Source organism: Achromobacter sp. SLBN-14, assembly GCF_006715415.1.
Classification (GTDB): domain Bacteria; phylum Pseudomonadota; class Gammaproteobacteria; order Burkholderiales; family Burkholderiaceae_B; genus Achromobacter; species Achromobacter mucicolens.
Map to the genome: position 1 here is coordinate 3463074 of NZ_VFNE01000001.1, position 19854 is coordinate 3482927.

General features: G+C 64.6%; 19 protein-coding genes. 6 read left to right on the forward strand and 13 right to left on the reverse strand.

Translation table 11 applies throughout. The features are described from left to right. Positions 1–41 precede the first annotated feature (41 nt). From FBY20_RS15805 to FBY20_RS15815, 3 genes are all read left to right on the forward strand, one after another. Positions 42–623, forward strand: a complete 582-nt coding sequence (locus FBY20_RS15805) for a cysteine hydrolase (protein ID WP_142053319.1) — start codon at positions 42–44, stop codon at positions 621–623. A 7-nt stretch (positions 624–630) separates the two neighbouring features. Further along, a complete protein-coding gene (locus FBY20_RS15810) occupies positions 631–1443 on the forward strand; it encodes a CoA ester lyase (protein WP_174245418.1) in 813 nt (270 codons plus the stop codon). Positions 1444–1523: 80 nt separating this feature from the next. Further along, positions 1524–2171, forward strand: a complete 648-nt coding sequence (locus tag FBY20_RS15815) for a GntR family transcriptional regulator (protein ID WP_056325572.1) — start codon at positions 1524–1526, stop codon at positions 2169–2171. Between the two features lie 64 nt (positions 2172–2235). Here FBY20_RS15815 and FBY20_RS15820 read toward each other — a convergent pair whose 3' ends face one another. Continuing rightward, positions 2236–3183: an amidohydrolase gene (locus FBY20_RS15820; RefSeq protein WP_142053321.1), complete on the reverse strand. Its 948-nt coding sequence runs from the start codon at positions 3181–3183 to the stop codon at positions 2236–2238. A 49-nt stretch (positions 3184–3232) separates the two neighbouring features. Then, a complete protein-coding gene (locus FBY20_RS15825) occupies positions 3233–4237 on the reverse strand; it encodes a tripartite tricarboxylate transporter substrate-binding protein (RefSeq protein WP_160144413.1) in 1005 nt (334 codons plus the stop codon). Between the two features lie 149 nt (positions 4238–4386). Between FBY20_RS15825 and FBY20_RS15830 the strand changes: the two genes are divergently transcribed. Beyond that, a complete protein-coding gene (locus FBY20_RS15830; protein WP_160144414.1) occupies positions 4387–5277 on the forward strand; it encodes a LysR family transcriptional regulator in 891 nt (296 codons plus the stop codon). A 185-nt stretch (positions 5278–5462) separates the two neighbouring features. Further along, positions 5463–6446, forward strand: coding sequence for a tripartite tricarboxylate transporter substrate binding protein (locus FBY20_RS15835; protein ID WP_142053325.1), 984 nt, complete (start codon positions 5463–5465; stop codon positions 6444–6446). A 27-nt stretch (positions 6447–6473) separates the two neighbouring features. Here FBY20_RS15835 and FBY20_RS15840 read toward each other — a convergent pair whose 3' ends face one another. From FBY20_RS15840 to gabT, 10 genes are all read right to left on the reverse strand, one after another. Next, entirely contained in the window at positions 6474–7805 is a 1332-nt protein-coding gene (locus FBY20_RS15840) for an amidase (RefSeq protein ID WP_142053327.1), read from the reverse strand. Continuing rightward, a complete protein-coding gene (locus FBY20_RS15845; protein WP_056325584.1) occupies positions 7802–8548 on the reverse strand; it encodes an ABC transporter ATP-binding protein in 747 nt (248 codons plus the stop codon). Before FBY20_RS15845 ends, FBY20_RS15840 begins: the two co-directional genes overlap by 4 nt. Continuing rightward, a complete protein-coding gene (locus FBY20_RS15850; RefSeq protein WP_056325586.1) occupies positions 8545–9306 on the reverse strand; it encodes an ABC transporter ATP-binding protein in 762 nt (253 codons plus the stop codon). The genes FBY20_RS15845 and FBY20_RS15850 overlap by 4 nt, the downstream gene beginning before the upstream one ends. Beyond that, a complete protein-coding gene (locus tag FBY20_RS15855) occupies positions 9303–10196 on the reverse strand; it encodes a branched-chain amino acid ABC transporter permease (protein ID WP_056325589.1) in 894 nt (297 codons plus the stop codon). Before FBY20_RS15855 ends, FBY20_RS15850 begins: the two co-directional genes overlap by 4 nt. 6 nt (positions 10197–10202) lie before the next feature. Continuing rightward, positions 10203–11081: a branched-chain amino acid ABC transporter permease gene (locus tag FBY20_RS15860; protein WP_056325591.1), complete on the reverse strand. Its 879-nt coding sequence runs from the start codon at positions 11079–11081 to the stop codon at positions 10203–10205. Between the two features lie 12 nt (positions 11082–11093). Then, positions 11094–12335, reverse strand: coding sequence for an ABC transporter substrate-binding protein (locus tag FBY20_RS15865; RefSeq protein ID WP_056325593.1), 1242 nt, complete (start codon positions 12333–12335; stop codon positions 11094–11096). A 107-nt stretch (positions 12336–12442) separates the two neighbouring features. Beyond that, positions 12443–13648 (reverse strand): CaiB/BaiF CoA-transferase family protein, encoded by a 1206-nt coding sequence (locus FBY20_RS15870; RefSeq protein ID WP_056325596.1) that lies wholly within the window; start codon positions 13646–13648, stop codon positions 12443–12445. A gap of 10 nt (positions 13649–13658) precedes the next feature. Next, on the reverse strand, positions 13659–14432 hold the full coding sequence (locus FBY20_RS15875; RefSeq protein WP_056325598.1) for an enoyl-CoA hydratase/isomerase family protein: 774 nt from the start codon (positions 14430–14432) through the stop codon (positions 13659–13661). Then, positions 14429–15409 (reverse strand): aminopeptidase, encoded by a 981-nt coding sequence (locus FBY20_RS15880; protein ID WP_056325601.1) that lies wholly within the window; start codon positions 15407–15409, stop codon positions 14429–14431. Before FBY20_RS15880 ends, FBY20_RS15875 begins: the two co-directional genes overlap by 4 nt. Further along, positions 15406–16734, reverse strand: a complete 1329-nt coding sequence (gabT, locus tag FBY20_RS15885; RefSeq protein ID WP_142053329.1) for a 4-aminobutyrate--2-oxoglutarate transaminase — start codon at positions 16732–16734, stop codon at positions 15406–15408. The genes FBY20_RS15880 and gabT overlap by 4 nt, the downstream gene beginning before the upstream one ends. 134 nt (positions 16735–16868) lie before the next feature. On the opposite strand from gabT, the gene FBY20_RS15890 reads away from it, so the two are divergent. Next, complete coding sequence (locus tag FBY20_RS15890) at positions 16869–17609, forward strand: GntR family transcriptional regulator (RefSeq protein ID WP_255452371.1); 741 nt, start codon at positions 16869–16871, stop codon at positions 17607–17609. Between the two features lie 97 nt (positions 17610–17706). Here FBY20_RS15890 and FBY20_RS15895 read toward each other — a convergent pair whose 3' ends face one another. Further along, a complete protein-coding gene (locus FBY20_RS15895; protein ID WP_142053331.1) occupies positions 17707–19842 on the reverse strand; it encodes an acetate--CoA ligase family protein in 2136 nt (711 codons plus the stop codon). Positions 19843–19854: the final 12 nt, after the last annotated feature.

Here is a 19854-nt window from a genome sequence, read left to right on the forward strand (position 1 = left end):
ATCCCCATTTTTCCGAACCCCAACCCTGAGGAAAGCCCCCAATGAAAGACGCCATCTACCTGGTGCTGGACATGGAAAACGACCTGGTCCATGCGGACGGACCCAACGGCCGCGCCGGCTACGGCGAACAGGTGCGCAGCCGCGGCATCATCCAACATACGCGGCGCGCGGTGGACAAGGCACGTGCCGCCGGCCTGCCCATCGGCTTCGTGCGCGTCGGATTTTCGCCCGATTACCGCGAATGCCCGCCCAACTCGCCGATCTTCTCGGGCGCGCGCAAGAACGGCATCTTCAAGCTGGGCGAGTGGGGCACCGAAGTGCATCCCGACCTGGGCCGCCAGCCGCAGGACTTCGACATCGTCAAGCATCGCGTCAGTCCGTTCTACAGCACCAGCCTGGAATCCATCCTGCGCGCCCATGGCATCAAGCGTATCTATTGCTCGGGCATTTCCACCAACGCCGTCGTGCAGGCCACGGTGCGCGAAGGCCACGACCGCGATTACGAGATGATCGTCCTGGAGGACTGCTGCTGCGGCCTTACCGCCGAAGAGCACGACAACGCGATCAAGAGCCTGCAGCGGTTCTGCTGCATCACCAATTCCAACGACGTCGTCTTCGAGTGAGCGCCTTGTGAACCGACCCTCTCGCAGCCTGCTCTTCGTTCCGGGCGACCGGCCCGAACGCTACGACCGCGCCGTTGCCAGCGGCGCGCACGAGGTCATTCTGGACCTGGAGGACGCCGTCGCGCCCGCCGCGAAGGACGCCGCCCGTGACCAGGCGGCCAGATGGCTGTCAAACGGCGGTCAGGCGTGCGTGCGCATCAACCCCGCCGACACCGCCTGGCACGCCGAAGACGTGGCCGCGCTACGCGCATTGCCGCAGGCGGCCGTCATGCTGCCCAAGGCCAATGCGGGCACGCTCGCGCAGGTGCTGGCCGCGTTGCCGGGCCGCCGGGTCATTGCGCTGCTCGAAACCGTGGACGGCTACATGGACCTGGCGGCGCTCGCCCGCGTGCCCGGCCTGGCGCGCATCGCGTTCGGCAGCGTCGACTTCGCCATGGATAGCGGCATTGCCGACCAGGGCGACGCCATGACGCCCGTGCGCACGGCCATCGCGCTGGCCTCGCGCCACGCCGGCCTGCCCGCGCCCATCGACGGGGTCAGCCTGGAGTTCAACGATCCGGACGCGATGCGGGCCGACGCGGTCCGTTCCCGGCTGCTTGGCTTCGGCGCAAAACTGTGCATCCACCCCCGTCAGGTGGCGCAGGTCAACGCGGCCTGGCTGCCTTCCGAATCCGAGCAGGCCTGGGCGCGGCGCGTGCTGGAGGCGTTCGACGCAAGCGGCGGCGCCGCCACCGCCGTGGACGGCAAGATGATCGACAAGCCGGTAGTCGAGCAAGCCCGGCGCATCGTCGCGGAAACCGGGGGTGCGGCCGGGGCTTAACGGTTAGAATCGGGCCCATATGGGCTTTGCGGCCTGCAAACAGGTTCATCCGGTTCGTCCGGGCCACTCAGGCTTAATCGATGGAATACCGTACAAAAGAGGAACAGGTCGCGGACTATCTGCGCGAGCGCATCATTTCGGGTGTGTTTCCGCGCGGCTCGCGACTGAAGCAAGCCGAGATCGCCGAGCAACTGCGCCTGAGCATCACGCCCGTGCGCGAGGCGCTCAAGCTGCTGGAGGCCGAAGGCTACATCAGCGGCGATTCCTACCGCGGCGCGCGGGTCGTCCCGTTTGACGCGGGCGCGTCGGCCGAGATCCTGCAACTGCGTCTACTGCTGGAATCGCAGCTTGTGCGTGCCGCGATCGAACGCATCACCACCGAAGACATCGCCGAATTGCGCGTGCTGGCCGATGATTTCGCCAAGTCCTTCGAAAGCGGCGACCGCGCCACCGCGCGCGGCATCAACTACCGCTTCCATCGCCAGCTCTACGACATCGCCCAATTGCCCCAGACCCTGCATTTTGTGCAGATCCTGTGGGCCCGCTATCCGTTCGACCTGATCAACTCCGCCTCGGGCCGCGGCGCGGACGCCGTGCGCGAACACGAAGAAATCCTGCAGGCTTTCGCGTCGGGCGACGCGTCGGCCGCCATGCTGGCCATGCGCAAGCACATCGAGTCCGGATGGACGGTGCTCAAGTCGCTGAGCGAATCGGCCCAGGCTGAGTGACGCGGGCGTTTCGGGCCGCTGCTTTCAGACCGTCGGCACGTGGCTGTACAGCCTGGCGCCACCCTCAAAAGTCATAAAGCCGCGCCGCGTTATCCACCAGGATCGCCTGCTTTTCCGCCTCGCTGACCCAAGCGCAAAACGCCGACAGTTGTTCGCCGTCGTCGATGGGATGCAGCGGTTCGCTGCGATCCCGCGTGCGCGCCACACCCGGCCACGCTCCCGAATGCGGCCAATCGGTGCCCCACAGCATGCGGTCTAGCCGCGTATCGATCAGGGCGCGTGCGATCTCGCGCGCCTCGATGGGCGGGCGGCCGTCCTGCCAGACCGTAAGGCGATACGGCGCGGAGAGCTTTACGTACACATTGCCCGCCGCCACCGTCTCCAGCAGCGCATCGAAGCCTGGCTGGCCCAGGCCGGCGACGGCGCTCGCCAATGCGAAATGATCGATCACGATTGGCACGGGGCAGTTGCGCAGCGCGGGCGCCAGCGCGGCAACCACCGGCAGCGTGGTGTAGATCTGCACATGCCAACCCAGGTCGGCGACTTGCTCGGCGGTGCGCGTCAGCGCATCGCGGGCGATGGCCGGATCCTGCTGGCCGAACGATTGCAGGTTGACGCGCGCGCCTCTTACGCCCGCAGCATGCAGCGCGCGCAGGCCCTCGCGCGAGATATCGGGCGCCAGTACCGCGACGCCGCGCGACGCGTGGCCCGCCGCGTTCAGGGTGGCAAGGGCATCGGTCATGCAGCGGTTGTCGGTGCCTTGCGGGCTGGCCTGCACGACCACTGCCCGGTCAACCCCAAGCGCCGCGTGCAGCGCCAGCAGATCGTCGGTCGAGGCGAGCCCCGGCATGAACACGCGGTTTTCGGCAAGCGGATAGCGGTCGAAGGGGCCGAAGATGTGTACGTGGCAATCGCAGGCGCCGGGCGGGATGTTGCCGGCGACAGGGCTGTGATGGACGCCCAACACGGTGCGCGGGTCGTCGGAAGAAGCGGCGGACTGGGTACGGCTCATGGGATGCTCGAAAGGTTCGGGGGCGGGAAACGCATTCAAACGTCGGCGCTCAGGGGTTCTGCTTGATGCCGGCGGTCTGGATCAGCCGCACCCATTTGTCGCGATCGGCCTGGTAGTAGCGGGTGAACGCCGCCGGGCTGTCGTCCGACAGCGCATAGCCCTGCGCCTGCAGCTTCTCGCGCACATCCGGCAGGCGCAGCACGCGGCGCACTTCCGCGTTCAGGGCGTTGACGACGTCGGGCGGCGTGGCGGCGGGGGCAAGCAGGCCAAGCCAGGTAGCGACCTCGTAGTCCTTGAGGCCCGCTTCGGCCGTTGTAGGTAACTGCGGCGCGAAGCTGACGCGCGCGTTGCTCGTCACGGCCAGGGCGCGCAGGCGCTGGTCCTTCATGTAGGGCAGGGCCGTCGAGGCATTGGCGAACATGAACGGCAGGCGGCCTGCCAGCATTTCAGTGATGCAGGCTTGTTCGCCGGCAAACGGGATGCTGTGCAGTTCGATTCCCGCGGTCTGGGCAAACAGCACGGCCGCCATGTAGGGCGAGGTGCCGATGCCGCCCGAACAGAAATCGATCTCGCCCGGCGCGGCCTTGGCCTGCGCGATAAGCTCCTGGACGGAGTTGGCGCGCAGCTTCGGCCCGGCCAGCAGCACCTGCGGCGCGCTGCCCACCAACGCCACGCCCGTGAAATCCTTCATGGGGTCGAACGTCGTCACGTTCTGCAGCGTGGGCGCGACCGCGACCGTCGTCTGGCTGGCGAGCAAGAGGGTGTTGCCATCGGGCCGCGCGCGGGCCACATAGGCGGCCGCGATCATGGAAGCGGCGCCGTTCTTGTTTTCGACCATCACGGCTCGCCCGCCCACCTGCATGTGCTGCGCCACGATGCGGGCCACGGTGTCGGGCGCGCCACCCGGCGGGGCGCCGACGACGATCCGGATCGTGCCCCCGGCCGGGGTGTCGGACAGGGCGGGGGCCACGAAAGCCAGCAACGCGCTGCCAAGCAGCGGTGCAAGCAATCTGGCCAGCAGCCTGCGTGGGTGAGCGCCAGGTCTCGTCTGCATCGTTGTCTCCTCGCGGTATTGCCGTGCGCCGCATCGAAGCGGCGCCGGCTGTTGTGATGTGGAGCCAGTGTCCGGCAGGCGGATTGATATAGTCAAATATATATATTTAGTCATTTCATACATGAATATGTATGAACAACGGGGGGTGCATGAATAAACGCGAGATGGCGCTGTTTGAAGCGGTGGGGCGAACCGGTTCCGTCACCTTGGCGGCTGCGGCCACCGGGATGTCGCAGCCCGCGGCCAGCGCGATGCTGAAGTCGCTGGAAGACAAGCTGGGCTTTGCGCTGTTCAGCCGCGAGAAACGCCGGCTGGCGCTGACCGCCGAGGCCCGCATGTTGCTGCCGGAGATCGTTCATGCGCTTGCGGCGATGGAGAACGCCGAACGGGTGGCGGCCAGCATGCGGGGCGGGGCGCAGGCGAGGCTGGACGTGGGGGCGGTGGCGGCCGTGGGCGCAAGCATCCTGCCCGGTGCGATGGCGTGGTTGCAAGCCCGCGAGCCCGGTGTGCGCGTCAGCGTGCGTACGGACATGACGCTGGGCGTGGCGGGGCTGGCGGCCGATCAGCGTATCGATATCGGCATCGTGATCGGCTCGGCCGCGCTGCCGAACGTAGGTCAGCGCACGCTGGCACGGTTGACCCTGCAGGCCGTGATGCCGGCCGGCCACGCGCTGGCGGACCGCCGTCGCCTCGCCTTGGCCGACCTGGCGGACATCCCCTATATCTCGCTCAGTCGGCACTTGCAGGTGGGGGCGCTTACGGCGCGGCAGTTCGAGCAGGAGCGGTTGCCGTTTCTGCCCGTGATCGAGGTGAATCAGTACTCGGCCGCCTGCGCCTTCGCGGAGCGGGGCCTGGGCGTGGCCATCCTCGATAGCATGAGCGGCCTGTACGCGCGTCGGCATGGGCTGAGCGTCGTGCCTGTGGATGTGGAAGGCGGTCTTGACCTTTCCATCGTATGGCCCCTGAACCGGGGACTGGGGCGCGTGGCGCGGCAGCTGGAGGCCGGGCTGGAGCACGAACTGTCACAGACCGGCGAATAGGAAAGCCTGGCCTGCCGCCGGCAAGCTAGGGTTATCCGGGATTCTTTATGCTTAAACTTTTGTGAAGAATGAGCGGCACATGCGGGGCCGCCGCCGCGATGCGCAATCAGGGCGGTTCAAGGTGGTGCGGCGCGTGACGCACCGGGCGCATGATCGCGGGGTAGAGCCCCCTTAAGGAGAATTGCATGCTGCTGCGTAGACGTTGTCTGGCCATGATGATGCTGGCGTTGGCGGGTTGGACGACGGGCAGCCATGCACAAACATCGTCTGCGGCGTGGCCCACCAAGCCCGTTCGTCTGGTCGTGGGGCTGGCGCCCGGCGGGCTGGTCGACGTGCTGGCCCGCACCGTGCAGCCGCACTTGGCCGAGGCCTTGAAGCAAACCGTCATCGTGGAAAACCGGGGCGGTGCGGGCGGCAACCTGGCGGGGGCCGAAGTGGTCCGCAACGGCCGCGACAACCATACCTTCCTGCTTAATCCGTCGACGACTGAATCGGTCAACCCGCTGATGTTCGCCAACATGCCGTTCGACCCGCAGCGGGATCTACGGCCGGTTGCCCTGCTGGCCAACAGCCAGTTGTTCCTGTTTGTCCGGTCCTCGCTTGGCGTCAATACGCTCGAAGAGTTCGTGGAATACGCGCGCAAGCGGCCCGATCCTTTGAATTACGGGTCGGCCGGCAACGGCACGACGCCGCATCTGGCCGGCGAGCTGCTCAAGCAGGCCACGGGCATGCAGGCCACCCATGCACCGTATCGCGGCGTGGCGCCGGCGATACAAGACCTGGCCGCGGGCCAGATCGATTTCGCGTTTGGACCCGCCACCGTCTTTCCCATGGTGCAGGCGGGCAAATTGAAGGTGCTGGCGGTGGCAAGCCGGCAACGCGCGGCCGTGGCGCCCGACATCCGGACCTTCACTGAGGCCGGCATTGACGGTGTGTTCGCGGACAGCCTGTTCGGCGTGTATGCGGCCGCCGGCACCCGCGATGATGTGGTCGAACGCATGAACGCCGAGATCAACAAGGTGCTGGCGCGGCCGGATATCAAGGCGCGCTTCCTGGATGCGGGCGCCGAGGCGATTCCGCTGAGCGTGGCCGACTACGCCACGCGCGTGCAGGACGAAAAGAAATTGTTCGCGCCGTTGATGAAATCGTTGGGGCTGAAGGAGCAGTAGACGGCACGGCGATAAAAGCCCCGCCCGCTACGTTTCCCCGGCCCGATTCCCGAGAATTGATTCCACGCGGCGCGCATGCTGCAGCAGTTTGGGATCTTCCTTCTGGAAGCCCACGAGCTGCACGGCAAGGGGCAAACCATCCGGACTGCGTCCGACCGGTAGTGAAATCGAGGGATTGTGCAGCAATGACCACGCGCGGATGAACACCGAACTGCCCGTGCTTTCGGCGGGCGTGGCCACGCCCAACGTGGCAGGCATGATAATGGCGTCCACGTCGCGGGCAATGTCATAGAACGCCCTCCGGCACTTGTCGGCGGCGTCCAATGCGGCTGCATAGTCGGCGTCGGTGTACGTGTCGCCCAGGGCCAGGTAGGCAAGCAGCTCGGGGTCGCATAATGCGGCGTGATCGCGGCGGATATGCGCGTATTCGCGCGCTAAATCGTAGGCCATGATGACATCCTGAATGTCGCCGATTTCTTCATAGGCCGCAGGCATGGACAAGACCTGCAATGAAACGCCCGCAGCCGTCAGCCGGCTCAGGCATTCCTCGAAGACGGCCTGCGCCGCGGGTTCGGCTTCGGGCCAGGCGCGGGGGCGCCACACGCCAAGGCGCAGCGCGTTACCGCTTTCCAGCGACGGTGCAAAACGCGGATCTCCCACGAACGCATGCATGAAGAGCTGCGCATCTTCCACGGACCTGCACAGCGGACCGATCACATCGAGCGGCCGCGAATAGCTTCTGATGCCGACATACGGGATGGCGTCAAGCGTGGGCTTGAATCCGACGGCGCCGCAGAAGGAAGCGGGCCGCAAGATGGAGCCGGCGGTCTGGGTGCCGATGGACAAGGGGGCCATGAAGTCTGCCACGGCCGCGCCCGAACCCGCGGAGGAGGCGGCCGGGCTACGGGTCAGGTCGTGTGGGTTGCGGCACGGACCGGGCAGCATGATCGCGTGGCGTGACACGGTGTTCTTGCCCAGCAGCACGAACCCTTGTTCTCGCGCGCGCTTCACCACCGGCGCGTCCTGCGTAGGTTGACGCCCCGTGAAGATCTCGGGTTCGCCCAGTTCGGTGGGCATGTCCGCGGTGTCGATGGTGTCTTTAATGCCGATCGGGGCACCCTCGTAGCGAGTGCGGCGGCCGCGCCGGTCGATGGCGCGCGCTTGCGCCAACGCGGCTTCGCCCGCCACGTGCACCCACGCCTTGACATCCTGGTTGCGCTGAGCAATTCGTTCCAGGCAAGCCTGCGCCCAGGCTTCGGCGCTGAGCGTGCCCTTGTCCAGGGCGCGCAGCCCCTCTGCCAGGGTTAGGTGGGCGCGCTCCGAGGGAGCAGGGCGTCCGGGCGCCTTGGTTGCGGTCATACGGGTTCTCCTTGGGAGTCGTGACGGTGCCCGATGTAGAGTTCCGCCATTTCTTCATTTGCAAGCAGGTTGGGGCCGGTATCGGTCAGGACAATGCGGCCGGAATCCAGGATGTAGCCGCGGTCACTGAAAGCCAGCGCCTGTCGGGCCCGCTGTTCGACCATCAGCACCGCGATATCCAACTGGGGCAGGCGTTGCACTTCCTCGAACACCTGGGAAGTCAGTGCGGGCGACAATGCCGCGGACGGCTCGTCGAGCAGCACCATGCGAGGGGAAGGCATCAACGCGCGAGCAAACGCCAATTGCTGGCGTTCGCCGCCGGAAAGATTGGCGGCGTGGGTGCGGCGCCGCTGCGCCAACGCTGGGAAGAGTTCAAACATTTCCTCGGTGCGCCGACGGGCATCGCTGACGTGTTCGACGACCTGAAGGTTCTCCAGCACGGTGAGCTCGCCGAACACGTTCTGAACTTGCGGCACGTAAGAGATGCCCAGGCGCACGCGATCTTCCACGGCGGCCCGGCGCAGGTCGTTCCCGTCGAAGGTGATCGACCCCGACAGCCGCGGCAGCAGGCCCATGACGGCTTTGATGACCGTGGACTTGCCGGCCCCGTTCGTGCCAGCGATCGTGACGATCTCGCGCGGCTTCACATGAAGGTCGATGCCACTGACGATATCGACGTCTCCATAGCCTGCGGCCATGTTTTCTATGGTGAGGATCGGTGCGGCGGCATTGGTTACGTTCATATCACACCCCCCATGTAAGCTTCGCGAACCGCGTCCTGGGAGAGCACGTCCCGCGGCTTTCCCTCTGCAATGACCTTGCCGCGGTCCATCACATACATGCGAGGCACGATGCGCGAAAGTTCTTCGAGGTTGTGCTCGATGATCAGCACGCTCATGCCGCGTTCGTTCAACGCCACGATGCGTTCTGACAACTCGCCGATCAGCACCGGATTGACGCCAGCGAAAGGCTCGTCAAGCATGATGCAGCGAGGCTCCAGCATGAGCAGCCGTCCTAGCTCCAGCAGCTTCTTTTGTCCGCCGGAAAGTTTGCCTGCCTGGGTGTCCGCGACCCGCGATAGATTAAGAAATTGCAGCAAGTCGCGGGCACGTTCGGCCACCTGTTCCTCTTCCCGTTGCACTTTCCCCGGATTGAAGAAGATCGACAGCAACTTCTCGCCCTGCGCGTCTGGCGCAGCCGCCATCATGTTGGCCATGACGGTGAGCTGAGAGAATTCCCGCGGCACCTGGAATGTGCGCGCCAGGCCTTGGCGCACGCGGGTGTGCACGGCCATGTGAGAGATGTCGCGGCCGTCGAACTGGACGACGCCAGCCCGGCTGGGGACATACCCCGTGATTACCGAGAAGAGCGTGCTCTTTCCCGCGCCATTCGTGCCGATCAGGCCCAGAAGTTCGCCCTGGTTCAGGTCCAGGCTGACATTGTCCAAGGCGAGCATTCCGCCGAACCCGGCGCTAACGTTTCTGACAGTCAAAAGGCTCATGTCGACTTCCCCGCCTTTGTTCCCAAGATCCCTTGCGGCCGATACAGCACGATAAGAATCAATGCCATGCCGATGACCCAGATTCGCACGCTGGCCATCTGCACTTCGGAGATGCCGCCCACGAAGTCCCGGACGAAGCGAGACCCCTCAAGAAAGCCGACCATGATGACGGTGCCCAAGGCGACACCGAGCAGGCGGTTGGCGCCTCCGACAAAGATGGCGATCCAGATATAGAAGGTAATGAGCGGAACGAACTGCTCGGGGCTCAGGAACGTGAGGTAGTGCGCTTGAAAGGCGCCCGCAAGACCCGCCAGGCCTGCGCCCAGCATGAGCGAGCGGGTCTTGAAGCGAGCCGGGTCCTTGCCCAGCGCCCTTACCGCGACTTCGTTGTCGCGAACCGCTTCAATGACCCGTCCGAACGGGCTTTTGACGACGCGCGTGACCAACCAGAACACCGCCCCGTTGACGGCGAGCAAGGTCAACATGATGGCCAGATCGATCTGGCCGGCGGGGATCCAACCTTCATACATACGGGGTATGCCCGGCAGACCGTGCATGCCTCGAGTCAGCCATTCCTCGCTCTGGAGCATCATCCGGACGGACTCCGAGAACCCGAGCGTCACGATGGCCAGATAATCGCTTCCCAGCCGTAAGGCGACGATCCCCAGCGGCCAGGCCGCCAGTGCGGTGAGCAGCGTTGCGCCCACCATCGCCAAGGGGATGGGTACCCCCTGAAGCGCGAGCAGCGCAGAGGTGTAGGAACCGATGGCAAAAAAGCCGACATGCCCGAAGTTGACCAGGCCCGTGAAGCCATAGTGCAGCGACAGACCCAGAGCCATCAGCATGTAGATAAGAATGCCGATGGAGATTGCAATCAAATAGGATTCCATCTCTCTTTACCTCGCCATGATCGGGCGGCCAAACAGACCCTGCGGCCGGAACAACAACAGCACCAGCAAGACCAGGAAGGCGATGACAATCTTGTAGGAGGGGCCAACGTAAAGGGTGGCGATTTCCTGCGAGATCCCGAATATCAGGGAACCGACGACGGCCCCGATGGGATTGCCAATGCCGCCCAGGATCACTGCTGCGAACATCGGCATCAATAGCTCGAATCCGAGTTCGGGGACGACCACTGCCTTGATGGCCAGCAGAACCCCGCCCAGCCCGCAGAAGAAGCCGCTCAACAGCCACAGATAAAGCATGACCCGCCGTGAGCGGATGCCGCTGGCGGCGGCGAGGTCTGGGTTGTCGGCCACCGCCCGCATGCGCCGTCCCAGTGGCGTGGCATGCAGAATCACAAACGCGATCCCCAACGCACCGATGGCCGTAAGCAGGATGTAGACGTCCATGGGCAGGATGCGAATGCCATGCCAGTTCCACGCACGCATGATCCGGCCCATTTCCAGGTTGTACTGGTCCTGGCCCGCGAAAAAGGTGATCGTCGTGCGTACGACGAACGCCACGCCCAGCGAGGCGATCAGACGCGCCACGTTGGAGCGTTTAGCAAGCGCCCGGAAGACCCACAGATAGAAAAATACGGCGATCAGTGCGGTCACCACGCTGGCGCTTACCACGGCAAGCACGAGTGAGCTGCCGATCCACGCCTGGGTGGCGACGGCTGTGTACGCGCCAAGCGTCATGTAGTCGCCCGTCGCCGCGTTGGGAAAGCGCGATATGCCAAACACCATGGTGATCGCCAGGATTGGCAGTGACAACAAGGTGCCTAGCACGATGCCATTGATGACGGCGTTCAAGATCGGGATGAGTTCCATCGTTGCTCCGCTTCAACGCGTACCCGGCACGGTCTCTTTCAGTACCAGTTTGCCGTTTTCGATTTCCGATACGCCGAAATCCGGCACGGTCTCGCCATGCGCGCCGAACTCCAGGTTTGACGATGCGCCGTCGTAGTCCACCGCCTTGCCGGCGCGGATGAGATCACGGCCCTGCGCAAACGAAGAGATCTTTTCCCCGCCATGCCGGGTGACCGCCTTGACCTGGCCGTTGATGGCGGCGATGTCGGCTGTCGGTCCGGCGGCTTCGATGGCCAGGGCCAGCGCAATGACCATGTCGTAGCTTTGGGCGGCAAACACATCGGGATCGTGCTTGACCTTGGCGCGGAACCGCTCGGAGAAGCTCTTGTAAGCCGGGTTTCCGCTTGCCGCGACGTTGGAAATCGAGATGATGCCCTCGGTGACCTCCTTGCCCAGCGCCTTGACCAGCGCTTCGTTGGCGGTCCAGCCCGGCATGATGAACTTGCAGTCCTGACCGGTCTGGTACCACTCGCGCAGCAAAATCGTTGCGTCGGGGCGATACGAGCCCATTGCGATCACATCCGGTTTCGTTGCAAGGACGCGGTTCAATTCGGTTCGGTAGGTGGTCTGATTGGGTTCGTAGATCACCATGCTGCTGACCTTGCCGCCGTCTTTCTCCCACGTCTCTTTGAAATAGTTGGCCAGCCCAACAAAGGTGGAGTTGTTGAAGGCCATGACTGCCGGGCGCTTGAAGCCGCGCTGGCGTGCCACTTCAGCAAAGGCGCGTCCAAAGACCGCGTTCGATGCCTGGAACATCCAGGCAAGGCCTTTGCGGTTCTCCGTCAGCATTTCAGGGGCGCCGCAGGTGTTCATCATGATGAGACCGGCGTTGTTGGTGATGGGCATGACAGCCAGACCCACCGAGGAGGGCCAAATTCCGACCACCGCCTGGACCTGATTCACCTCGATCAGCTTTTTCGCCGCGAGGACTGCAGCGTCGGGCTTGGTCTGATCATCTTCGGCGAAAAGCTGCAGCTGACGCCCGGCGGCGCCGCCTGCGGCGTTCACCTCGTCGACAGCCAGTCGAATGGCTTCGAGCATCGGCACCCCATACGGGCCGCCCACGCCGGTGATGGAATTGAGCGCGCCGATGCGAAATGGCTGCCCCGCGGGCGCGGCGCGCAGGCTCCAGGGGGCCAGGCTTGCGCCAGCCAGCACCAGGCCAACCGATAAAAAGTCGCGGCGGGACGTGTTCTTGGGTTGCTGCGTTTTCATATTCGTTCCTTGATTTCGCGTGAGACGCGATTCTTCACTTCGAATATGCCGGCTGACTGCCCGGCCCCTTGACTGCTTTTTTTTGTGCTGTGGAGATATCTGCTTCTTTACTGAACGATGCCGTGTTCGCGCCATTGCGCGATAGTTTCTGGCGACGCGCCAAAGCGAAGCAGGACTTCGTCAGTGTGCTCGCCGTGCAGGGGCGCAGCCCGCCTGATCTGGCCCGGTGTACGAGAAAATTTAGTGGGTATGCCGACCGTTTTCATGCGGCCGAGCTTTGGGTGGTCCAGTTCTTGAACCATGCCGCGAGCCGCATAATGCGGATCCTGCATCGCCTGGTGGAAATCGTTGATGGGGCCGCACGGCACTTGGGCCTTTTCGCATCGGGCGATCCAGCTAGCCGCGTCGGCGCGCGCGAATTCGGCTTCCAGCAGTGGCTCCAGTTCGGCGATGTTGTCCAGACGGTCGCTATTGGTCAGGAATCTCGGGTCGTGGATCAGCTCCGGGCGACCCAGGACGTCGGTGCAGAGCTTTTCCCAGGTGCGTTGGTTCGCGGCGCCAATGACGATGTAGCCGTCGCCGGTGCTAAAGGCTTGATAGGGTGCGGACACGCGGTGGCGGCTTCCGGTAGCCTTGGGTACCGTGCCTTCCGAGAAGTAGGCCGCGGCCTCCCAGATAAACCAGGGCAGTCCACATTCCGCGAGCGAGATGTCGATGTGCTGGCCTTCGCCGGTGCGCTGCTGGTGAATGCAGGCGGCAAGGATGGCGTAGGTAGCGGTCAGTCCGGCGCCTACGTCATAGATGGCGATACCCGACTTGAGGGGGCGTCCGTCTGGCTCGCCGGTCATGCTCATGATGCCAGTCATGCCCTGCGCCACCAGGTCAAATCCCCCCTTGCCCGCATACGGCCCGGTCTGCCCATAGCCCGAGATCGAGCAATAGACCAAGCGGGGATTGATGGCGCTGAGCGTTTCGTAGTCAAGCCCCAGCGCGGAGGCGACGCCGACGCGGTAGTTCTCGATCAGCACATCGGCCCACCGCACCATTTCCAGCACGGTTTCGCGAAGTTCCGGTCGCTTGAGGTTGAGGGAAATGCCCAGCTTGTTGCGGTTGATCTGGGCAAAGCAGCTCGATTCTCCGTTTACATAGGGCCCCATTTCTCGGGAATCGTCGCCCGCGCCAGGCTTTTCGATCTTGATGACTTCGGCGCCCAGATCCGCCAGAACCATGGTGCAGTACGGCCCGGCCATGATTTGGGACAGGTCCAGAATTTTGATGCCTTCCAGCGGCATCGCGGCAGTGTTCTGCTTCATGTCTTTCCTTTCAGCGACCTGCAAAGACAGGCTTTTCCTTTTTCAGGAAGGCGCGCTGCCCGTTGCGGTAATCCTCGGTGTCAAAGCAGGCATAGGCCTGAGCCAGTTCGTGTTCGGCCAGTTCGCCGCCAGCTTGCAAGCGACGCACGAATTGTTTGTGCCAGCGGTTGACCAGGGGAGCGCCCGCGGCGATACGCCCGGCAGCTTCGTAAGCTTCATCGCCAACCTTGTCGTCGTCCACCACTCTGGTGACGAGGCCCTTGTTCAGTGCCTCGTCTGCGCCAAAAACGGCGCCTTCGAGCAGTATTTCCAGCGTGCGCGTGCCACCGATGACGGCCAGCAGATCGGCCAGTTCCCGGTAGTCCAGGGTCAATCCGATGCGGTTGATCGGCACGCCAAATCGGGCGCCCCGGCCCGCAATGCGGATATCGCACATGGCCGCGATCTCCAGCCCGCCGCCCACGCACGCGCCTTCGATGCATGCGACCGTGGGATGCGGCGTGAGCTTGAGCCGGTCGGTCATGGCCAGCGTGAACTCGGCGTACTCTCGCGCCTGTTCCGCGCCGCTGCGGGTTTCGTCGAACCCGCCGATATCGCTACCGGCGCAGAAAGCGCCTGCCGCGCCGCGCACCACGATGCACCTGACGCTGTCATCGGCGTTGAGCGTGTCGAATGCATCACCAAACTCACGATACATGTCGAGCGTGAAGGCATTGCGCTTGGCAGGCCTGTCCATCAAGACGGTGACGATTCCGTTCTGGCCGCGGTCCAGTCGAATGCTCATCGCGCGTCCCCAAGGTGCAGCGTGGTGCCGTCGAGGACCAGCTTGCCGTCCAGCCAGAGTTGCGCATCGGTCACGATGGTGTCGTAGTGGGCGGCCGCCTTGACCGTTCCGCCGATGTAGGCGCTGGTGCCGAGCGCCAACTGGATGGACCCGTACACGCTTTCATCGGAAAGCATCGTTCCGTCCAGCTGGCAGCAGGGGTTCATGCCGACACCCAGTTCGCCCAGGTTGTAGACCAGGGGATCGTGGAACCCGGCAAGCAGATCCCGGAATTTGGCAGCCTCGGCCCCGCCCTCGATGGACACGGCCATGCCGCGCTCAAATGTGATGCGAACCGATTCGTCTCGGATCAGTGACACGCCGGGGATACTGGCGTTCACCACGATGACGCCTTCGGCTGTGCCTTCAACGGGGGCCAGACTGGATTCGAGGCAGTAACCCGCCGAGATGTCTTCCGTGTTCGCAAATCCATGCAGCGCACGGCCACGACGACCTGCAATGCTCATCGTTATGTCGGTACCCGCAGCGCTGGTGACCCGTGCCGTATCGGCGTGGGTGAGCGCATCAGCCAACCCCTGGATTTGCGGACGCAAGGCTTGAAAGTCGGCGTTCCAGCCTTCGGCCATAAAGAAATCCGGCAAATCCGATTCGGGCAAGACAATGACCCCGACGCCGGCGCGAGTCGCTTTTTGCCGCGCTTCGGTATGGGCGGCATTGGCGCGCGTCAGCGCAATGACCAGGTCCGCGCCGCACATGGCGTCGGCCACGATGGGCGAAAACGGGCGCCCATGCTGGCGGCTGCCAGGTATCTGCAGCATGTGGGGAATGGCGCCGCATTCGTTGATGGCGATGGCCAGCGGCTGGACATTCTGCTCGGTGTAGTAGTCGTACAGCACCAGCACATTCATGCCGGGGCGCGCGTCTCCCAACAGATGCACGACCTTACGCGCGTTGTCCAACTTCAATAGCGTATTCATGCGCGCACCTCGGCATTGATGGATTTTTCAAGGATGTCCAAACCACGCTGCAACTGCTCGGCACTCATGTTCAGCGGGCCAAGAAAGCGCAGCACGTTTCCATGAAAACCCGCCTTCACGAGGATCAGACCGGCTTCATATGCGCGCCGCACGATGCGCGCGGTGGCCTGGCCGTCCGGACGGTGGGTGGATTTGTCCGTGACGATTTCCACGGCGCGCATCGCGCCCAGCCCGCGCGCGTCCCCCACGATGGGAATGTCGCGTTTCCATGCGTCGAATCGCTCGGCCAATTGACGGCCCAGCGCCTCCGCGCGGCCGGCATAGTCGTCTCGTTCCATGACGGCGATTGCGGCCAGCGCCGCTGCGCAGGCCAGGGGATTGCCCGCGTAGGTCCCGCCCAGGCCGCCGACATCGGGCGCGTCCATGAGTTCGGCGCGGCCGACCACGGCGGCGATCGGCATGCCGCCGCCCATGGATTTGGCCAGGGTGTAGAGATCGGCGGTAATTCCGCTGTGCTCGATGGCGAACCAGCGGCCCGTGCGGCAAAAACCGGACTGGATCTCGTCGGCGATCAGGACGATGCCGTGGCTTGTGCAGAATTCGCGTAGCCGGCGCATGAAGCTGGCCGGCGCAGCATGAAAGCCTCCCTCGCCTTGCACGGGTTCGATGATGACCGCGGCGACTTGTCGTGCGCCGATTTCGGTTTCGACCATGCGTTCGAAACGCTCAAAGGCCTGGCGAGCCGCGGCTTCTTCGTCGGCGCCAGTGCGATACACGTAGGGAAAGGGCGCCCGGTATACCTCGCTGGCAAGGGGGCCAAAGCCGGTTTTATAGGCGGGCGCCTTCGCAGTCAGGGCAAGGGCCATGTTGGTGCGCCCATGGAACGCGCCCTCAAAGGCCACAACCGCCTGACGCCCCGTTGCGCGTCGGGCGATCTTTATCGCGTTCTCGACGGCCTCTGAGCCGGTGCTTTGCAGCATCACCTTCTTGGGCCAGTCGCCGGGCAGCCTTTTGACCAACATTTCGGCGAGGTCGATGTAGCCGGGGTACATGACGATGTTGAAGCAGGTATGCAGATAGTCGTCTGCCTGGCGCTTGACCGCGGCAACGACCTCCGGGTGCGCGTGGCCCACGTTCAACGTGCCGATGCCCCCCGCGAAATCCAGGTAGGTATTGCCGTCGAGGTCGACCACTTCGGGCCCGCTTGCGCGGGCCGCAAAGATGGGCGCTTCATTGGCGACTCCGCGAGCGACAAGCGCGTCCCGCTTTATTTGGTACTGCTGGCAAATCGGGCCCGGCAGGGATGCAAGCACGGCTGAGGACAAGGCACTCTCCTTCGGAAATCGGCGTCGGGTGATGCGATGTGGGGTATCTTGCGCTGGCACAAATCATTGTGTCAATAAGAAAATACGAGCATGAGCGCAAGATTGTGCACAATCGTGAGTGCGATAAGAGTGCTATGATCGACGGCGTCAAAACCTTGCCTCGACCTGCCCAAAACATGGCCACTTCTCCGAAGAAACCAAAAGCGCAATCCGCCCCTGCAAAAGAGCGCAAAAGCATGCCGTCCACCCAGGCAGTCGTATTGGATGTGCGACAGCGGATCGCTTCCCAAGCGTTGCTGCCGGGGTCGCGCCTGCCGGAAGAAGATCTCGTGAAGAACTACGGAATCCCGCGCGCCAAGGCTCGCGAAGTGCTGGCTACGCTGGAAGACCGCGGCCTGATCGAACGGGTTCCGAACAAGGGCGCGGTGGTGGTTCCCGTTGACATGGAAACCACCTATCGCCTCTACCAGGTCCGCGAGACGCTAGACAGCCTGTCCGTTCGCCTGGCCATGGAGAATGCTTCGGCAAGCGACTACGAAGCGCTTCAGCAGATGCTCGGTCAGCAGTTTGAAGACACGTTGAGGGACGGCGACATCGAGTCGCATGTCGACACCATCGTGCGGTTCCGTAATCGCGTGAACGAAATCGCCAACAACCCCGTGCTCAGCGATCTGATTGAACGAATTTACGAACGCATGCAAGTGACGATGCGCCGCGTGGCGTTGTTGCCTGGGCGCGCCGAGATGGGAATCAAGCAATACCGGACGCTGCTTGACGCCATGATTCGCAACGATGTGGACGAGGCGGATCGCTGTGTGCGCGAGCTGAACCAAAGCGCGCGCGAGTACATTCGCCGATACAAAGATTATTTGTAGGAAGTCGACGGGCGTTTGGCGTCCGGGTCGGGCGGCGAGGCCGGAGATCCCGGCGCGCTTTCTGGATGCGGACTTGCCGGTCCAAACGCCCAGCGCATCATGCGGGCTGGCCTTTCCGAATCACCACCGCGTCCAGCGCCACCGCGCCCTGTCCCTCGGGCAGCGCCAGCAAGGGATTGATCTCCACCGAGCTGAAATCCCCCGCTCGCGCATGCGCGAACCGGGATAGGGTGGCCAGCGCGTCGGCCAGGGCATCGACATCGCACGGGGGCGCCCCGCGCGCGCCCTGCAGCAGCGCGTATCCCTTGATCTCGCGAATCATGTCCAGGGCCTCATCGCGGCCAAAGGGCGCCAGCCGGAAGCTGACGTCTTTCAGCACCTCGACGAAAACGCCGCCCAGTCCGAACATGACCACGGGCCCGAACACCGGGTCGCAATGCACGCCAGCGATGCATTCCACGCCCTTGGGCGCCATGGGTGCGACGAGCACCCCCTCGACGCGGGCGTCGGGACGATGCTGGCTTACCGCGGCCATGATGTCCGCATAAGCGCGTCGCACCGCGTCCTCGCCCCGGATGTTGAGCTTGACGCCGCCCACGTCGCTTTTGTGCGTGATGTCTGGCGAGACCACTTTTAGGACGACAGGAATGTCCTGGCCCGCCCCGCGAAGGTCGCCGGCGGCGCGCACGGCCGCGTCGGCATCAACCGCCAGCGTGCTCGGGGAAGCCGGCATGCCGGCGTCGCGCAGCAGTTCCATGGCCTGGATTTCGGTATAGGTTTCGCGCAGCGGCGCACGGTTAGCCGTGTCCGGGGCGGGATCCGCTTGCGTCGTTCCGCGGCCGGAATGGGATGACATCGCGCCCACCGCGGCGATCGTGCGGACGGCGGCGCTGGGATCCGGGAAGACCAGGCAGCCCAGACGCTCCAGTTCGCGCCGCCGCGCAGGCGGGAACAGGGCGCTAATTGCAAGCGGCACGTCGGGATGGCGCGCCTGCATCTGCCGCGCGAAGGCTTCGAAGGTGGGCCACAGCGCTTCGGACGAGCCCGCGGCTGCCAGGAAGACAGCCAGGGCATCGTAGCGGCCATCGGCCAGCATGTCGTCGGCGGTGGCCAGCAGCAGCCCGGGTTCGGAGACGGCTTGGCCAGTGACATCGACGGGATTGCGGCCGCTGGCAAACGGCACGCGTTCCAGCAGCCTGGCCTGCGCGTCCGCGGCCGGTTCGGGCAGCGTCAGTCCGCTGTCGGCGGCGTCGTCGGCCATCAGCGCGCCCACGCCGCCGGAAATGGTGAAGATGCCCAGGCGGCGGCCTTGCGGCGGGCGCTTCCAGGTGTCCAGCGCATAGCCCAGGTTGAAGAATTCCTCGATGGTGCGCGCACGCAGGGCGCCGTACTGGCGGAATAGCGCGTCGTACACGGCGTCGTCGCCGGCAAGTGCCGCGGTGTGCGAGGCCGCGGCCTGCGCGCCGGCCTGGGTGCGGCCGATCTTGGTCACGACCACGGGCTTGCCGGCAGCGCGCGCCGCGGACAGCGCGCGGCGTAGCTTGGCGCCGTCGCGGCAGCCTTCCATGTAGGCCATGATGACGCGGGTGTGCGTATCGCCGGCCAGCCATTCGATGCAGTCGGCAACGTCGATGTCGGCCTCGTTGCCGGTGCTGATCCAGTGTGACAAGCCCAGGCCGCGTTCGCGCGCCATGCTGTAGGCGTAGGCGCCGAACGCGCCGCTTTGCGTCACCATGCCGATGCCGCCGGCGGCGACGACACCGTTGGCGGGCGCGGGCGAGAACGTCGCGTAGACGTTGCGCCGCACATTCATGAAGCCCAGGCAATTCGGTCCCAGCAGGCGGATGCCGCGCTCGCGCGCGATGGCGCATAGCCGATCCTGTTCGGCCGCGCCCTGCGCGCCGGTTTCGGAAAAGCCGGAGGTAAACACCACGGCCGCGCCTACCTGGCCCGGGCGGGCGCGTTCAAGCGCCTGCGCGGCGTGGGCGGCGGGCACCGCCAGAATGGCCAGGTCGATGTCCGCGTCGAGCGCGTCCAGGCCGGGCACGGCACGCAGGCCAGCGATGGTGTCCGCGCGCGGATTCACGGGGACGATGCGGCCGCCATAGCCGTGCTGCAGCAGCAGGCTGACGGGCATCGCGCCGATCTTGCCGGGCGTGGCCGACGCGCCGACGATGGCAATCCCTTGCGGATCGAAGAGGCGGGACAGGGAGGGGAGGGCAGACGGGTTCATGGATATCGGCGT

Coding starts and splice junctions, on each gene's coding strand:
- FBY20_RS15830 (WP_160144414.1), top strand. CDS start 4,387: ATGAATAAACGCGAGATGGCGCTGTTTGAAGCGGTGGGGCGAACCGGT.
- FBY20_RS15855 (WP_056325589.1), bottom strand. CDS start 10,196: ATGGAATCCTATTTGATTGCAATCTCCATCGGCATTCTTATCTACATG.
- FBY20_RS15895 (WP_142053331.1), bottom strand. CDS start 19,842: ATGAACCCGTCTGCCCTCCCCTCCCTGTCCCGCCTCTTCGATCCGCAA.
- FBY20_RS15880 (WP_056325601.1), bottom strand. CDS start 15,409: ATGAATACGCTATTGAAGTTGGACAACGCGCGTAAGGTCGTGCATCTG.
- FBY20_RS15845 (WP_056325584.1), bottom strand. CDS start 8,548: ATGAACGTAACCAATGCCGCCGCACCGATCCTCACCATAGAAAACATG.
- FBY20_RS15820 (WP_142053321.1), bottom strand. CDS start 3,183: ATGAGCCGTACCCAGTCCGCCGCTTCTTCCGACGACCCGCGCACCGTG.
- FBY20_RS15825 (WP_160144413.1), bottom strand. CDS start 4,237: ATGCAGACGAGACCTGGCGCTCACCCACGCAGGCTGCTGGCCAGATTG.
- FBY20_RS15870 (WP_056325596.1), bottom strand. CDS start 13,648: ATGAAGCAGAACACTGCCGCGATGCCGCTGGAAGGCATCAAAATTCTG.
- FBY20_RS15805 (WP_142053319.1), top strand. CDS start 42: ATGAAAGACGCCATCTACCTGGTGCTGGACATGGAAAACGACCTGGTC.
- FBY20_RS15840 (WP_142053327.1), bottom strand. CDS start 7,805: ATGACCGCAACCAAGGCGCCCGGACGCCCTGCTCCCTCGGAGCGCGCC.
- FBY20_RS15865 (WP_056325593.1), bottom strand. CDS start 12,335: ATGAAAACGCAGCAACCCAAGAACACGTCCCGCCGCGACTTTTTATCG.
- FBY20_RS15890 (WP_255452371.1), top strand. CDS start 16,869: ATGATCGACGGCGTCAAAACCTTGCCTCGACCTGCCCAAAACATGGCC.
- FBY20_RS15815 (WP_056325572.1), top strand. CDS start 1,524: ATGGAATACCGTACAAAAGAGGAACAGGTCGCGGACTATCTGCGCGAG.
- FBY20_RS15850 (WP_056325586.1), bottom strand. CDS start 9,306: ATGAGCCTTTTGACTGTCAGAAACGTTAGCGCCGGGTTCGGCGGAATG.
- FBY20_RS15860 (WP_056325591.1), bottom strand. CDS start 11,081: ATGGAACTCATCCCGATCTTGAACGCCGTCATCAATGGCATCGTGCTA.
- FBY20_RS15835 (WP_142053325.1), top strand. CDS start 5,463: ATGCTGCTGCGTAGACGTTGTCTGGCCATGATGATGCTGGCGTTGGCG.
- FBY20_RS15875 (WP_056325598.1), bottom strand. CDS start 14,432: ATGAGCATTCGACTGGACCGCGGCCAGAACGGAATCGTCACCGTCTTG.